This is a genomic window from Hymenobacter lapidiphilus, from assembly GCF_003417065.2.
Taxonomy (GTDB): Bacteria; Bacteroidota; Bacteroidia; order Cytophagales; family Hymenobacteraceae; genus Hymenobacter.
The window spans coordinates 54,407-70,221 of record NZ_QVLT01000007.1; the positions used below are offsets into that span (position 1 = coordinate 54,407).

Here is a 15,815-nt window from a genome sequence, read left to right on the forward strand (position 1 = left end):
TTGAAAAGCCGGGCAAAGGAAAGAAAGAAGCTAGTGGCTAGACTGCCTTCAAGGTACTTTGGTTACATGAGCTAAAAATGAAGCACTGTATGACAAATAGTTATCTGCCAAACAATTTCACTCACTCATTTTTTCAGTTTCGTGGCCGGCCAGCCTGGCCATTACGCCCGTATATCCGTTCCACCCTCTCAGCCTTGCTTTTATGTGGATAGTTTTTTCGCTGTTAGCCGCGCTGTCGGCTGCTGTTGTCGTTATCCTCTCCAAGATAGGCGTCAAGAATATTGAGTCCAGTTTGGCCTTCGCAGTGCAGTCGGTGCTGATTGTTGGCGTTGCCTGGAGTGTAGTAGCCTGGCAGGGCCATCTGGGGCAGGTGCAGGAAATCGACCGGCGCACTTGGCTGTTTCTGATAGCGGCCGGCGTCATTACGTGCGCCTCGTCGCTGTTCTCGTTTCAGGCCCTCAAGCTCGGCCTGGCTTCCCGCACCTCGTCGTTCGACAAAATCTCGCTCGTCTTTTCCATTCTGCTGGCCGTGTTTTTTCTCAAGGAAAAGGTCACCTGGCAACTCGTGGCCGGGGCCGTGCTCATGGCCGGCGGGGCCATCCTTATTGCCTTTTCGGGGGGCGAAGAAGGAAGCAGTGACTGAGTGAGCTGAGCCGTTGCCCCACGCTACTCGCAACAATGGCTCAACTCACTCCGTCACTGGGTTACTAAGTCACTGTCAGAACTACTTTCCCGCTCGAACTGCCCTCTTCGTTGTAGCGGTGGGCGGCGGCCGTCTCGCTGAGCGGGAAGGTTTTATCGATGACCACGCGCAACGTGCCGGCCTGCAGCCAGGCCGAAATCAGGGCCAGATCGGGGCCGCTGGGGTTGGCCAGCAGCACGTGCGATGATTTATCGGACAGTAGCGCCGCCAGCTTGCCGCTCACCACGGTAACGGGCTCCGGGTCGGTGCTTACGTAGCGGCCATTGCGGCGCAGAGCCGCCTGGCTGGCCACAAAGCCCGACTTGCCGGCTGCATCAAAAATCAGGTCGTATCGGCTCAACTCCTTTGTAAAATCGTGCGCCTTGTAATCGAGGGCGCGGTCGGCGCCAAGGCTACGGACCAGTTCCAGGTTTTCGGCGCCGGCCGTGCCGGTTACCTCGCCCGCCCCCAGGGCCTTGGCCAACTGCACGGCAAACGCGCCCACGCCACCCGAAGCACCATTGATGAGCACCCGGTCGCCGGAGAGCAGTTTACCCTGGTCGCGCAGGGCCTGCAGGGCCGTAAGGGCGGCCAGCGGTACGGCACCCGCCTGCTCGAAGCTTAGCTTTTGCGGAATGAAAGCGGCGGCCGGCTCGGCCAGCAGGGCATATTCGGCGTTGGCTCCGCCGGTGCCGCCGTCGGCCATGCCGTACACCCGGTCGCCGACCGCAAAGCGCACCACTTGGCTGCCCACGGCCGCCACCTCGCCGGCCACGTCGCGACCCGGAATCATCGGGAAGCTGAACCCGGTCAGCAGCTTGATGTCGCCCCGGCGCACCTTCCAGTCGATGGGGTTGATGCTGCTGGCCCGCACCCGCACCAGTAGCTGAGTGGGCTTGGGCGTAGGGATGGGCTGGTCGCCGTAGCGCAGCACATCGGCCGGGCCGTATTCATTAAAATAGATGGCTTTCATTGCTTTCACGGTTAGTTTTCTGGTTCTGAGTTACTGGCTGGTCAGGCAGCGGCAGATGGGTTTCCGGAAGTTTTCGGGCCCTTTGGCGCATGCTACCCGGAAATTGGCACGGCCGTATGCAGGCACCTGCGCTCATCAGCACCCCTGCCTCTGTTCTTACGGCTTTCACCCGTCCTGGCGTTGCCAAAACATTCAGGTTGCCAGCAGCCGGACGCAAAAAACCGCCGCACCCAACGGATGCGGCGGTTCCAGCCATCGAGGCGCACTCCCCTCAGAACGCGCCCAGATGTTTGGCCGCCAACAGGCCGGCTAATCCGGACCAGATAACGGCGGCTTCTGCTATCAGTGGCGAAAACTACGCCTTCACTTCCGAGCCGTTGCTCGCCATCACATTCTTACCCGTCGTCTGCGACAGCGGTGCGGCGGCCTGCTCTTTTTCGGAGGCGGCAGGGGCAGCCGCCTGAGGAGTCGGCGCATGATCAACGCCCATGATACTATAAATGTGGTCCAGGTCAGAAAGGCTGTCGTTTTCCACCTGCAGGTCCTTCAGCAGGCCCTCCTTGATGTCGTAAACGAGGCCATGCAACTTGGGCGGGTTGGGGCCCCGCAGCGCGTTTTGGATGATACTGGTTTTGGTGAGGTTGCGCACCTGCTCAATCACGTTCAGCTCTACGAGCCGCCGCAACCGGGTCTCCTCATCGTCGATGCCCAAAAATTCCGTTTCGTGCAACCGGATAACGTCGCGGATACCGGTCAGCCAGCCATCAATCAGGCCGTACTGCTTGTCGCCGGCCGCCGCGGCCACACCGCCGCATCCGTAATGCCCGCACACAACTATCACCTGCACCTTGAGCACCTCCACAGCGTACTGCACTACCGAAAGCAGGTTGAAATCGGTCGGCACCACCAGATTGGCAATGTTCCGGTGCACAAACATTTCGCCGGGGCTGGTACCAGTTATAGCGGAAGCCGATACCCGCGAATCGGAACAGCCGATAAAGAGGTATTTGGGCTTCTGTCCGTTGGCTAGCCGGCTGAAGAACTCGGGGTCGGCGGCCCGGCGTTCGGCCACCCAGCGGCGGTTATTGGCAAGTATTGTTTCCATTGTTCGAAGTTGATTGAGAGGTGTTTTTACTAATTGGGAGGCGCAGGCATACTACCTGCCAATGCGGCTCTACAACCGACCGGCCGCGCTTAGTGCCCTATCACCTTTACCTGAGGAATGTTGCGCAGCTCCAGTTCGATACCGCGCTCGGGCGCTCCCTGACGGAAATTTTCGATGGCTTCCAGTACGTCGTAGTCAATAAACACCGAGTCGGAGCCGTCGATGACAACGCGGGCATTATGCGGCAACTCATCCAGGGCCCGCATAATGCTGGCTTTGTTGAGAAACGATACCTGCTCAGATAGCCGCAGGACAATCGGGCCACCCGATGCCTGGTCCAAACCACTGCGGAAGTAGGCCGAGTCGTAGTTGGCTTTTAGGATGTAGAACACTCCCACCACCAGGCCCAGCACCACACCCCTGAGCAAGTCGGTGAGCAGAATGGCTACAATGGTGATAATGAAGGGCAGAAACTGCTGCCACCCCAGCTTCCACTGAGTGCGGTACAGGTCGGGGTTGGTGAGCTTATAGCCAATAACGAGCAGAATGGCCGCCAACGCCGACAACGGAATCCGGTTGAGGAGCGGGGCCAGAAACAGCAAACTCACGAGCAGCAGTATGCCGTGGAAGAAGGCCGACATCCGCGTTTGGCCACCGGCGTTGATGTTGGCCGAACTGCGCACGATAACAGCCGTCATGGGGAGGCCACCCAACAGGCCGCTCAGCATATTGCCCGCGCCCTGGGCCATCATCTCGCGGTTGGTGGGCGTGCTGCGCTTGTGCGGGTCGAGCTTATCGACGGCCTCCACGCTAAGCAGGGTTTCGAGCGAGGCAACAATGGCAATGGTAAAGGCCACCGTGTAGGTTTCAGGACGGCTGAAAGCCGTCCAGTCGGGCGTGGTAATCAGGCCGGCCGCGTCCTGCAGCGAGTTGATGGGTGGCAGGCTCACCAAGTGCTCGGTTCCAACCGCCAGGCCCGGAGCCAGGCCCTGGAAGACTTCATTTAGCAGAATAGCCGCTACCACTACAACCAGTGCGCCGGGCACCAGCCGGGCTACTTTTACGCGCTTGCTCAGCACTTTATCCCAAAACAACAACAGACCCAGCGCCATCACCCCCACCATAGCCGGGCCGGGCTGAATGTTCTGGATGGCGTTACTGATTTCGCTGAACGTATTGCGCCCGTCGAGCTGCGTAAATGTCAGGTCCTCGAAATAGTCGGAATCAACTCCCAAAAAATGAGGAATCTGCTTCAGAATCAGAATCAGGCCAATGGCGGCCAGCATGCCGCGAATAACGGAAGTGGGGAAGTAGAGCCCGATGATACCCGCCCGGGCCAGGCCCAGCCCAACCTGCAGCAAACCAGCCAGCACCGTAGCAGACAGCATTGCCTCGAATGAGCCCAGCGTGGCAATACCCGCTACAATAATAGCCGTGAGGCCAGCCGCTGGACCGCTCACGCTCAAAGCCGAGCCACTGAGCCAGGACACCACCACACCGCCTACAATACCGGCAATAACGCCCGACAGCAGCGGCGCGCCCGAGGCCAGCGAAATACCCAGACACAGCGGCAGCGCCACCAGAAAAACCACTAGTCCGGCGGGTAAATCCTGGCTTAGGGAACTGAACGTTGAGGGAAGACGGTCGGAAGCTATTGGAGCGGCCACCTTCTTAGGGGCCGGTGCATTTTTTATCATAACGAGGGGAGGCAGTGCAGAAAATCAGGCTGGCCTCCCACTCAATTGAGCACGGCCAGCCCGATAATACAACAATACGACCGGGTCGTTAAACTCTGATTAAAAGCATGTTAAAGCCCGATTAAAGCCCGATTAAAGCCCAATTAAAGAAGTATAAAGAGCTAAGAGGCAGGTATTTAAACTGTGTACCTACCGCTATTTTTTTATAGCATTCTTCTCCCGGCTATTAGGCTATCTACCAAGTTATCAGGCAGTAAGCACTACTATGCGGGCAGGCGCGCAGCAGCAGTTGGCCCGGCAGCCAGCTAGCCGGCAGCCGGGAAAGTGAGCCGGACACGGGTACCCTGGCCCAGGGTGCTGGCTACTTCCACGCGCCCGCCATGCAACTCCATAATTTTGGCCGTGAGCGGCAGGCCGATACCATGGCCGGGCACAGTCCGCACCGCTTCAGCCCGGAAAAAGGGCACGAATACCTGTTGCCGGTCGGCCTCGCTCATGCCCGGCCCCTGATCAACGACGAGCAGCTGTACCTGGCTGCGGGTGGCCGTGAGCGTGGCCACAATGGGGGCAGTAGGATTAGCAGCCGTGAACTTGCAGGCGTTTTCCAGAATATTGAGAAAGGCCACCAGCACCAGCGCCTCGTTGCCGAGCACGGCAAACGGCACGGCAGCTGCCACGCCGGGTACTTCGCGGAAATCGAGGTCGATACGGCGGGTGGGATGGCGTCGATGCAGTTCCTCGTGGGCCATCAGCAGCAGTTCGTCGAGGCGCAGGCAGATGCGTGGTACCTGGCTGGGGTCGTCGGAGGCGCGGGCAATCTGGAGCAGGCCGTTAGTCAGGTCCTTGAGTAGCCGGGCCGCATCGAGGGTGGCACGCAGCACCCGCTGGTACTCCTCGGGGGTTCGCTCCTGCTGTAGCAGGGCCACTTCGAGCTGCCCGATGATGGCGGCAAGGGGCGTACGCAGCTCGTGCGAGGCGTCGCGCACGAAGGTTCGCTGGCCCACAAAAGCTGTTTCGAGCCGATCGAGCAGGCTATTGAAACGCTGGGCCAGCAACGATACTTCGTCGCGGCCCTGGCCGGGGCTCAGGCGCTGATGCAGGTCGGAAGCCGTGATGCTATCCACCTCGCGAACGATGCGCTTCATGGGCATGAGCGCTTGGCCAGCAAAAATCAGCCCCCCGATACCCACCACCACAAGCGAAACCAGCAACCCGAATGTAAGCACAGTCAGCAGGTTACCCAGCTTTTCTTCGCTATCGGCATCTACTGATGAGGCTACCACCACGAAGTTACCCCGGCCGGGTTCCTTATAAAGCAAGCCCACCGTTTGGTGGAAACGGCCCTCGAACCGCACCTCGCGGCCAGTCTGGCGCACCTGTTGCAGGAGTGAAACCGGCACATTTCGGTCTTCGCGGCCCTCGCGGAACACCATCCGGTTGCGGGCATCGAACACATGTACCTCCTCGGCCGGCAGCGTGCGGTAAAACTGCCGCAGATAGCGCCGGTACGAAGCCCGGCTACGCTCGTCGCCGCGCCGCGTACCGTCCAGGTACACGTGCGCTACCACTCTCGCCCGCAAAAACAGGCTTTCGGTAAATGCCTCGTGCCGCGACTGATAGGTAAAAAAGTAGATTACGGCTGCAAACAGCAGCAGCGTAACCACCAAAATGGCCGCAAACTGTACCGTAAGCCGCGCGCGAATCGTCATGGGTTAGGAATTAGTAATGAACGTCATGCCTCATCTGGCGGCCACGCAGCCGAAGCACCGCTACCGCTTCGTTGGTTCTAAGCAGGCAACAGGGTTCGTATTGCGGTAGCGGTGCTTCGACTGCCTCCTTGCGCTACATGCTCAGCGTGGCCCTCCACCACTGGCAACTGGCAGCCTGTTCTACTCCTCCTTCATCACATAGCCCATGCCCACAAGCGTATGGATGAGTTTGGGCGTGAAATCCTTGTCGAGCTTTTTGCGCAGGAAGTTGATGTACACGTCGATGACGTTGGAGCCGGTGTCGAAGCTCGTATCCCAGACCTGCTCCAGAATATCGACCCGCGACACGACGCGGTTCTGATTGCGCAGCAGGTATTCGAGCAGGGCAAACTCGCGGGCCGTAAGCTGGATGGGCTGGCCGGCCCGGTGCACCATTTTGCTGGCCGGGTCGAGGGTGAGGTCGGCCAGTTGGAGCATACCGCCGGCCGGGGCCACATCGTGGCGGCGGCGCGTGAGGGCCCGAATGCGGGCCAGCAGCTCCTGAAACGCAAAGGGCTTTACCAGGTAATCATCGGCGCCGGCGTCGAGGCCGCGGATTTTATCGTCGGTTTCACCCAGGGCCGTAAGCATCAGGATGGGCACGCCGGTGTTCTGAGCCCGCACCTGCCGGCACACCTCCAGCCCGCTCAGGCCCGGCAGCAGCGTATCGAGGATAAGCAGATCGTAGCCGCCCTGCCTGGCCAGGCGCAGGCCCAACAGGCCATCGGCTGCCAAATCCACCTGGTGGTGCTGTTCGCTCAGGCCCTGATGCAGAAACGCGGCAACCTTGGGCTCGTCTTCAACCAGCAGAATTTTCATGGCCGCAAGATACGCGGCTGGCCGGCTTCAACCCCGTCAACGAAAAAACCCTCACTACGAAGCGCAGTGAGGGTTTTTGGTGATCCCGCTGGGATTCGAACCCAGGACCCATACATTAAAAGTGTATTGCTCTACCAGCTGAGCTACAGAATCATTCCACTTCGCAAGGCCAAAGCCTTTTCAGAAGGGAGTGCAAAAGTAGCAGGCTTATCCGGTCGGTGCAAGCAAACGAGGTATTTTTCGCGTTTATGCGCCTCTCCTGCTGCCCAATTCCCTGATATTCAACCGTAATTGTTTACAGCCGCCCTGCTATTCTCCAGAGGAGCAACTGCTAGATTTTCGCCATTTCGTCCTGCACGAAGTCGGCCAGGGTGCGCAGGTATTCGGTACTGAAATCGAAGCGGATACCGGCCGCCGCGTAGATTTCGCCGATGGGAGCCGTGTAGCCCAGAGCCAGCGCGCGCTGGTAGCCAGCCAGGGCCGCCTGCGGGTTCTGGCGGTAGTTGCGCCACACGGCAATGGCGCCGAGCTGGGCCATGGCGTACTCGATGTAGTAAAAGGGTACTTCGTAGAGGTGTAGCTGCTTCTGCCACAGATAGGGCTTGATATGCTCCAGGCCCTTCCAGCTCACGGTGCGCTGGTTGAACTCGTCGAACAGCTCGACCCAGCGGGCATGGCGCTGCTCCTCGGTGTGGGTCGGGTGCTCGTACACCCAGTGCTGAAACTTGTCGATGGTAGCCACCCAGGGGAAGGTTTCGAGCACGCTTTCGAGGTGGGTACGCTTGGCACGCCGCAACTCCTCTGGGTCGGTAAAGAACACGTCCCAATGGTCGAGGCTGAGCAGCTCCATGCTCATGGAAGCCAGTTCGGCCACTTCGGAGGGCGGGTGCTTATCGGCGCCCAGCGGCAGGCGGCGCGTGAGGAAGCTATGCACCGCGTGGCCGCCCTCGTGCAGCATCGTCACCACGTCGCGCAGCGAGCTGGTCGCATTCATGAAAATGAAGGGCACCCCGGTTTCGTCGAGCGGATAGTTGTAGCCGCCGGGAGCCTTGCCCTTGCGGCTTTCCAGGTCGAGGTTGCCCATCTGTCCCATCGTGCGCAGGCACTGGCCTAAAAATGGGTCGAGGCGGTCGAAGACGGTGGTGGTTTTGGCCAGCAGCTCCGCGCCCGTGGCAAAGGGCTTTAGCGGCGCCTGGCCCGACACATCCACGTCGAGGTCCCAGGGGCGCAACTCGGCCAGTGCCAGATCCTGGCGGCGCTCCAGGTCGAGGTTATCGGTAAGCGGCACTACGGTTTCGCGAATGGCGCGATGGAATTCCAGCGTGTCCTGGGGCGTGTAGTCGAAGCGGCCGAGGGCGGCGAACATGTAGTCGCGGAAGTTGGCGAATCCGGCGTTCAGCGCCACTTGGTGGCGCAGACCGATCAGGCGCGTGTACAGCTCGTCGAGGGCCTTGGAATCCTGGAGGCGGCGCTCCTGCACGGCCCGCCAGGCTGTTTCGCGCTCCTGCCGATCGGGGCTTTTGAGGCGGTCAGCGGCTTGGGGCAGCGTCAGCTCTTCGCCGTCGAGCGTCACGGTCATGGCCCCGGCCAGGGCGGCGTACTGCTGCTGCTGGGTGCTGATTTCGGTTTTGAGCGGTACGTTCTCGGGCCGGTAGATGGCCAGCGCCTGCCGCACCGAGCGCACAAATACCCGGTAGCGGTTTTCATCGAGCCCAGGCAGAAACTCCGAGGCCAGCATTTTCTCGTTGAGCGCATGGTCGTGGGGCGCGACGTGGGGCTCAATCTCGTTCACAAAAAACTGGAAGGCCTCAGTGCGCGCGGCATCCTGGGTGTCGCAGGTCATGCGAATGTAGCGCCAGGCAAGGTCTTCGCTCAGCGCCGCTTCCAGCTCCGAGCGGTTCAGCAGCCAAAGCTCCAACTCTGCGGCCGAGCCGATTTCCCGGTCGCGCAGCTCAATGAAATAGGGCTCAATGGCGGCCCAATCGGTCACGGTAAACGCCTCGGGCAAGTATTGGCGGGGGGGGCGTTGGGTGTCGGTGGCGAGGTCGGCGGCGGGCGTGGAAGAAGTCATTTTATTGGAAGCTAGAAGCTGGAAGGCGAGAGGCAGGTAATAAGAGCTATGGGCAAGCAATAAATTGAACGTCATGCCTCATCTGGCGTCCGCGAAGCCGAAGCATCTCCATTGCAATAGTAATCCTGCGTTTGGTTACCGTTGCGGTAGAGATGCTTCGGCTTCGCGGACGCCAGATGAGGCATGACGTTCTATTTCAAAGTCTTAGCTTCTCAAGAATTCTTACCCAATCTCAATTACTACGTCGCTTGTGAGCGGGTGGCCGACGCAGGTGAGCACGTAGCCCTGGTTCATTTCGGAGTCCGAAAGGCCTTCGCGCTCGTCGAGGTGGACTTTGCCCGAGAGGCACTTACCGCGGCAGGCGGTGCATAGGCCGGCCTGGCAGCTGTAGGGCAGGTCGATATCCTGATCGAGGGCGGCTTCCAGAATCGTCTGTTCGGGGCTCACCTCGAACTGGTACTCAGCACCTTCATAGTGAATGGTGACGTTGCGGGAGCTGCTCTGCTCGCCGTCGTCGGCGGCCGACACGTCGCCGTGCCCGCCCGACTGGGCAACGGCCTCAGCCGAATCGGCGGCGGCCACGAAACTCTCGCGGCGCACGCGGGTCGCCGGCACACCCAGCAGCTCCAGGGCCGACTGGGCTTCCAGCATCAGCCCATCGGGGCCGCAGAGGAAATACTCGGCCTGAGCGGCCGGAAACTGGTGGCGCTGCTCCAGAATGCGCAACAGGGTGGTGCGGTTGAGGCGGCCGGTGTGCTTGTGCTCGGCGGAGGGGCGCAGGGGCTGACTGAACACGTGCTCCATCTGGAAACGGCCGGCGTACTGCTGCTCCAGCTGCCGAAGCTGGTCGGCAAAAATCACCGAATCTTCGTTGCGGTTACCGTAGATGAGCAGCACATGGCTCTTGGGCTCCTCGCGCAGAATGGCCTTGAGCATGCTCATGAGCGGGGTAATGCCCGAGCCGGCACCCACCAGCACGATAGAGCGGGCGGCCTGGGGCTGAGGTGCCAGCACGAAGTTGCCCAGCGGGGCCATTACTTCCAGCTGCTGGCCCACCTGCACGGTATCGAGCAGGTAGTTGCTCACGAGGCCGCCCGTTACGCGCTTTATCGTAACGGCCAGGCGCGGGGCCTCGCCGGGGGTGCTGCTGAGCGAATAAGCCCGGCGCTCCTTCTTGCCGCCGGGGCCGCAGGGCAGAATCAGGGTCAGGAACTGGCCGGGTTGGCAGGCCACGGGCTGGCGGTCGGGCCGCTCGAAATGGATGGTAACGGCGTCGGGGGTTTCCTGGGTCAGCTCAACAACATTCAGCGTCAGGTAGGGGCTACTCATAAGGGCAAGCAGGTATTACGGGTGGGTTTAAACACAAAGTTCGTTATTCGATTTTTGTTTCCCGCGTAGAATGTAATCCCGGGGCAGTAGAACGTGTCATGCGGAGCGTAGTCGAAGCATCTCTACTGCAGTAGTAATCCTGACGTTTGGTTAGCATTGCAGTAGAGATGCTTCGACTACGGCTTACGCCTTCGCTCAGCATGACAGTTCTCTACCTAAGCCGTTGCGTTCGTTCTGCCCGACAGTTCTTTTAAATCCATAAACTTCCAAATGCTTTCCGACTTACTCCGCCGCCACCAAGCCGATTTTGGCCCCGTACTGCCCGTCGACCTCAACTCACCCGAAGTGGCGCGCCTCGATTTCACGGCCGCCAACCCGCTACTCACCGCCGCCAACCTGCACGACACCGCTACCTTCGACCAGCTGGTAGCCCGGCTGCTGGCCGATAAAAACGCCCTGATTGGCGTGGGCGGCTACCTCGAAGACCGCGTCATTTACCGCCGCAGCCCCGGCCTGTTCGACGCTGACCCCACGGCCCCCGCCCGCTCGCTGCATCTGGGCGTGGATGTGTGGCTGCGCGCCGGCACGCCGGTATTGGCCCCGCTGCCGGCCACCGTGCACAGCCTCGCCGACAACGAAGGCCACGGCAACTACGGCCCTACCGTCATTCTGGAGCACGAGTTGGAAGGGACAGTTTTCTACACGCTCTACGGTCACCTCAGCCGCCGCGAAACCGCCCTGCTGCGCCCCGGCCTGGTAATAGCCCAGGGCGACACCTTTGCCGAAGTAGGCCCCGCGCCCGAGAACGGCGACTGGCCGCCGCACCTGCACTTTCAGGTTATGGCCGATTTACAAGGCCGGGTAGGCGACTTTCCCGGCGTGGCGCTGGTCTCGGAGCGCACCACCTGGGCGGCCCTATGTCCCGACCCAAACCTGATTCTGCAAAGCCGCCACTTAGCCACGGATTAGCACGGATTTTTCGGAGTTCACGGATTTTGTAGTCGGGCCTCCCGTGCCTGCGGCCGTTGGGCATTTTCTGTTTCCCAAAAAAGCAAAAAACCACCTCAACTGAGGTGGCTTTTTGCTTTTTTATCGTCTACAAAATACGTGAAATCCGAAAAAATCCGGGCTAATCCGTGGTCAGTCGAACTTGATGGCGGCCACTGGCTTGATGCGGGAAATCAGGTAAGTCGGAATCAGCACGGCCAGCAGGGAGGTGAAGAACGTAGCCGCGTTGAGCATCAGGATGATAGTCCAGTCCCAATGAATCGGCACACGGTCCATGTAGTAGTTTTCGGGGTCGAGCGGGATAACGTGCAGGTAGTACTGGATGGCGCAGAAGCCCAGCCCTATCAGGTTGCCCCAGAGGATTCCGCGCACCGTCAGGCTCAGGCCGCGGAAGAAGAACATGCTCCGGATCTGGTTATCGGTGGCCCCGATGGCCTTGAGCACCCCAATCATGTTGGTGCGCTCCAGAATCATAATAAAAATGGTGGCCACCATATTGAAAGTCGCCACGAAAATAATGAGCACCAGAAAGATAACCACGTTGCGGTTGAGCAGCTTTAGCCACTCGAACAGCTGCACGTACTGCTCGGTAATCTTGTCGAGCTTAAGGTCGTAGCGCAGGTTTTCGTAGAGGTTATCGGCTACCGGGTCGAGGCGGTTGAAGTCCTTGAGCGTGACTTCGAGCCCGCCCACCAATGTATCGGGCCAGGCGTTCAGGTCGCGAATCTGGCGGATGTCGCCAATGACGAAGGCCTCATCGAACTCGTCGAGGCCGGTCTGGTAGATGCCACTGACCACGAACTGGCGCACCCGCGGCGGGCTTTGAATAAAGTAGAACAGGGCCTTGTCGCCGACCTTGAGCCGCAGCTTGTCGGCCACCTTGCGCGACACGAGCACGTCGTTGCTGGCGGCTGAATCGGGGAAGGTGATGAACTTGCCGGCGGCCAGGTTCTTGCGCATCGAGGAGGGACTGGTCTTCTCGTCGATGCCCTTAATCACCACGCCCAGCACTTCATCTTTGGTTTTGATGATGGCCGTTTTGCGGGCAAAGGGCTGAATGGTGGCTACCTGCGGATTGTCGCGCAGCTCGCGCACCAGCTGCGGCTGGCCGATGGGCTCGGCCTCAAGCGAGTTGTTGGTGTCGTACTTACTGATTTGCAGGTGCGAGCCGAAGGAGAAGATTTTGTTCTGGATTTCGTTGCGGAAACCCTCCAGAATGGCAAACGACACCACCATCACGGCCAATCCCATGGCAATGCTGATGATGGCTATCTTTGTCACCGACGAGGTGAACGAGCCCGCATCGGCCCCGTCGATCTTATGAGATATGTACTGCGAAACGTTCACCGGCGTAAAGCTAGATGAATCCGAGTAGTTTTCCACCCCTGCCCATGCCTTCTTTCCTGCCCCAGAGTCTGCTCAGCCTCGCGCTACTGCTCACCGACTGCACCCGCCCGGCCCAGACGGGTTCGACTACGGCCGCCGCGCCCACCGCGCCCGCAGCCCAAACGGTGGCCGCGCCGCCCCAGGTGGTGCTAAAGCAGCCGGCCGCCGCGCCGCTGCAGGTGGCCGCCGCGCAGTTCGATAAGTACCTGCCGCTGCTGCAGGGCAAACGCGTGGGCCTGGTAGTGAACCAGACCGCCCGCGTGGGCCAGGCATTTCTGGTAGATACGCTGCTGAGCCGGGGCGTAAACGTGAAAGTGATTTTTGGGCCCGAGCACGGTTTCCGGGGCGAGGCGGCCGATGGCGCCACCATTAAGGATGGCAAAGATGCCCGTAGCGGCCTGCCGGCGCTGAGCCTGTACGGGGCCACCAAAAAGCCAACGCCCGAGATGCTGCGCAACATCGACGTGCTAGTATTCGACATTCAGGACGTGGGCGCACGCTTCTACACCTTCATCAGCACGATGCACTACGTGATGGAGGCCGCCGCCGAGCAGGGCAAGGAGGTCATCATCCTCGACCGGCCCAACCCCAACGGCTGGTACGTGGACGGTCCGGTGCTGGAGCCCAAGTACAAAACCTTTGTCGGCATGCACCCGATTCCGATAGTGCACGGCCTGACGGTGGGCGAGCTGGCCCAAATGATTAACGGCGAAAAATGGCTGGCCGGCGGCAAACAGTGCCGCCTGACGGTTATTCCGGTAGCTGGCTACACCCACGCCACGCGCTACGAACTGCCGGTGCGCCCCTCCCCCAACCTGCCCACCGCCCATTCGGTCGACCTCTACCCCAGCCTCTGCCTGTTCGAGGGCACCGACGTGAGCGTGGGCCGCGGCACCGACCGGCCGTTCGAGGTAATCGGGGCACCTACCCAGCCCGCCAGCCGCCCGTTCAGCTTCGTACCCACGCCCAACCCCGGCTCCACGGCCCCGCCTCAAAACGGCAAGCGCTGCTACGGCCAGGACCTGGAAGGCATCGGCGAAGTCGGCTTCACGCTCTCGTATCTGATCGACTATTACAACCAGAGCACGGCCAAGGACAAGTTCTTTACCGATGGCTTCGAGCGGCTGATGGGCACGGCCGAAACGCGCCAGCAAATTATTGCCGGCAAGTCGGAAGCCGAAATCCGGGCCTCCTGGGAGCCGAAACTGGGCGCTTATAAAGTGATGCGCCAGAAGTATTTGCTGTATCCTGAAAATTAAATTTCACGCAGTGTCTCGGGGTGGATGACGCGGTGTCTCGCAGTGTTGTTCAATGGCCACCCCGAGACACTGCGTCATCACCCCGAGACCCTGCGTGAAACCATATGCTCAACATCATTTTTATGGGCACCCCCGAATTTGCGGTGCCTACGCTTGAGGCCTTACTAAGCTGGGAAGGTTGCCGGGTAGTGGCCGTAGTTACGGCGCCCGACAAGCCCGCCGGGCGGGGCCGGCAGCTGCAGGGCTCGGCCGTGAAAGCGGCCGCCGAGGCCCACGGCCTGCCGGTGCTCCAGCCCACTAATCTCAAAAACCCCGAATTTCAGGCCGAGCTAAAAGGCTACGGGGCGGATTTGCAGGTGGTGGTAGCTTTCCGGATGCTGCCCGAAGCGGTGTGGAACATGCCGCCACGGGGCTCCATCAACGTCCACGCTTCGCTGCTGCCCCAGTACCGGGGCGCGGCCCCCATCAACTGGGCCCTCATCCACGGCGACACACAAACGGGTGTTACCAGTTTCTTCCTGCGCCACGAAATCGACACCGGCAACCTTATTTACCAGGATGCGGTGGACATTGCGCCGGAGGATGACTTCGGCTCGCTGTACGAAAAGCTGAAGGCGGCCGGGGCTGCATTGGCGTTGCGCTCGGTGCAGGCTATTGCCGCCGGCGAGGCCCCCAGCATTCCGCAGCCCGAGCTGCCGGAGTTGCGGCCCGCCCCCAAGCTCACCAAGGAAACCGGACGCCTCGACCCCATGCAGCAGTCGGCGCCGGCGCTGGCCAACCTCGTGCGCGGCCTTGCTCCCATCCCCACGGCCTTCATCCAGCTGCCCGACGGCCGCACGCTCAAAGTATTCCGGGCCCAACCATTCAGCGACGAGGAAGCCAGCGGCCCCGATATGGGCGGCGCCGGCCAGTGGCACACCGATGGCCGCAGCTACCTGCGCCTGCAAACCGCCGACGGCCTGCTCGACCTGCTCGACGTGCAACTGGAAGGCAAGAAGCGCATGCCCATCCAGGATTTCCTCCGCGGCTTCGATATAAAACTGCTGAGCTGAGTTGGTTGTCAGTAAAGGGTACGTCATGCAGAGCGTAGTCGAAGCATGACGTTCTTTTATTCCCTTTCGCCCGGCAACTTATCATTTCACTTTCCCACCATTCTACCTCATGACCGCACTCGTTGTAGCCGTGGCCGATAACGGCGTTATCGGGGGCGAAAACCGCTTGCTCTGGCATCTGCCGCTGGATTTGAAGCACTTCAAGCAGCTCACGCTGGGCCACCCCATCATCATGGGCCGGCGTACCTACGAAAGCATCGGTCGGGCCCTGCCCAAGCGGCGCAACATTGTGGTTACGCGTCAGGCCGGTTGGCAGGCAGGAGGCTGCGAAACGGCCGCCTCGGTGCTCCAAGCCCTGGAAATGGCCCGCACGACTGATGAAGACATTTTCGTCATCGGGGGCGGCGAAATATATCAGCAGGCCCTGCCCGCCGCCGACACCGTGTACCTGACCGAAGTACACCACGCCTTCGAGGGCGACGTGACCTTCGCCCAACTGCATCCCGGCGAATGGCGCGAGGAAAGCCGCGAGCGGCACGAGCCCGACGCAACCCATGACTACGCCTTTAGCTTCGTTACGCTACGGCGGCGGTGAGGCTGAATTGACCATACCCTGTCATCCTGAAGTATGGTCGCAGGCCCTCATTTCAAAGCATCACGCCCCATTCAATAAGCAAAAGCCCCTG

At 60.6% G+C, this 15,815-nt stretch carries 13 protein-coding genes and 1 tRNA gene; 5 read left to right on the forward strand and 9 right to left on the reverse strand.

Annotation, left to right across the window (positions count from 1 at the left end; all coding sequences use genetic code 11):
• The first annotated feature begins 202 nt into the window (after positions 1-202).
• Positions 203-643: an EamA family transporter gene (locus D0N36_RS05920; RefSeq protein WP_116940488.1), complete on the forward strand. Its 441-nt coding sequence runs from the start codon at positions 203-205 to the stop codon at positions 641-643.
• Positions 644-707: 64 nt separating this feature from the next.
• On the opposite strand, the gene D0N36_RS05925 is transcribed toward D0N36_RS05920, so the two are convergent.
• The 8 genes from D0N36_RS05925 to D0N36_RS05960 form a co-directional block, all read right to left on the reverse strand.
• Positions 708-1,655 carry an NAD(P)-dependent alcohol dehydrogenase gene (locus D0N36_RS05925; RefSeq protein ID WP_116940489.1) on the reverse strand — a complete coding sequence of 316 codons (948 nt, stop codon included), beginning with the start codon at positions 1,653-1,655 and terminating at the stop codon, positions 708-710.
• Between the two features lie 355 nt (positions 1,656-2,010).
• Complete coding sequence (locus D0N36_RS05930; protein ID WP_116940490.1) at positions 2,011-2,760, reverse strand: carbonic anhydrase; 750 nt, start codon at positions 2,758-2,760, stop codon at positions 2,011-2,013.
• 89 nt (positions 2,761-2,849) lie between these two features.
• The gene (locus D0N36_RS05935) at positions 2,850-4,457 is read right to left on the reverse strand and encodes a SulP family inorganic anion transporter (RefSeq protein ID WP_116940491.1); all 1,608 of its coding nucleotides are present in this window, start codon (positions 4,455-4,457) and stop codon (positions 2,850-2,852) included.
• Positions 4,458-4,762: 305 nt separating this feature from the next.
• The gene (locus D0N36_RS05940) at positions 4,763-6,166 is read right to left on the reverse strand and encodes a sensor histidine kinase (RefSeq protein ID WP_116940492.1); all 1,404 of its coding nucleotides are present in this window, start codon (positions 6,164-6,166) and stop codon (positions 4,763-4,765) included.
• 180 nt (positions 6,167-6,346) lie between these two features.
• On the reverse strand, positions 6,347-7,024 hold the full coding sequence (locus tag D0N36_RS05945) for a response regulator transcription factor (RefSeq protein ID WP_116940493.1): 678 nt from the start codon (positions 7,022-7,024) through the stop codon (positions 6,347-6,349).
• A gap of 77 nt (positions 7,025-7,101) precedes the next feature.
• Positions 7,102-7,177, reverse strand: a tRNA-Lys gene (locus D0N36_RS05950).
• A gap of 178 nt (positions 7,178-7,355) precedes the next feature.
• Complete coding sequence (locus D0N36_RS05955) at positions 7,356-9,095, reverse strand: M3 family oligoendopeptidase (RefSeq protein ID WP_116940494.1); 1,740 nt, start codon at positions 9,093-9,095, stop codon at positions 7,356-7,358.
• 222 nt (positions 9,096-9,317) lie between these two features.
• Positions 9,318-10,424 carry a ferredoxin--NADP reductase gene (locus tag D0N36_RS05960; RefSeq protein ID WP_116940495.1) on the reverse strand — a complete coding sequence of 369 codons (1,107 nt, stop codon included), beginning with the start codon at positions 10,422-10,424 and terminating at the stop codon, positions 9,318-9,320.
• 270 nt (positions 10,425-10,694) lie between these two features.
• Between D0N36_RS05960 and D0N36_RS05965 the strand changes: the two genes are divergently transcribed.
• Complete coding sequence (locus D0N36_RS05965; protein ID WP_116940496.1) at positions 10,695-11,393, forward strand: peptidoglycan DD-metalloendopeptidase family protein; 699 nt, start codon at positions 10,695-10,697, stop codon at positions 11,391-11,393.
• A gap of 171 nt (positions 11,394-11,564) precedes the next feature.
• On the opposite strand, the gene D0N36_RS05970 is transcribed toward D0N36_RS05965, so the two are convergent.
• Complete coding sequence (locus D0N36_RS05970; RefSeq protein WP_116940497.1) at positions 11,565-12,779, reverse strand: ABC transporter permease; 1,215 nt, start codon at positions 12,777-12,779, stop codon at positions 11,565-11,567.
• A 44-nt stretch (positions 12,780-12,823) separates the two neighbouring features.
• On the opposite strand from D0N36_RS05970, the gene D0N36_RS05975 reads away from it, so the two are divergent.
• The 3 genes from D0N36_RS05975 to D0N36_RS05985 all read left to right on the forward strand — a co-directional run bounded on the left by D0N36_RS05975 (position 12,824) and on the right by D0N36_RS05985 (position 15,724).
• The gene (locus D0N36_RS05975; RefSeq protein ID WP_116940498.1) at positions 12,824-14,077 is read left to right on the forward strand and encodes an exo-beta-N-acetylmuramidase NamZ family protein; all 1,254 of its coding nucleotides are present in this window, start codon (positions 12,824-12,826) and stop codon (positions 14,075-14,077) included.
• A gap of 104 nt (positions 14,078-14,181) precedes the next feature.
• The gene (gene fmt, locus D0N36_RS05980; protein ID WP_116940499.1) at positions 14,182-15,129 is read left to right on the forward strand and encodes a methionyl-tRNA formyltransferase; all 948 of its coding nucleotides are present in this window, start codon (positions 14,182-14,184) and stop codon (positions 15,127-15,129) included.
• 109 nt (positions 15,130-15,238) lie between these two features.
• Entirely contained in the window at positions 15,239-15,724 is a 486-nt protein-coding gene (locus D0N36_RS05985) for a dihydrofolate reductase (protein WP_116940500.1), read from the forward strand.
• The last annotated feature ends 91 nt before the right edge of the window (positions 15,725-15,815 follow it).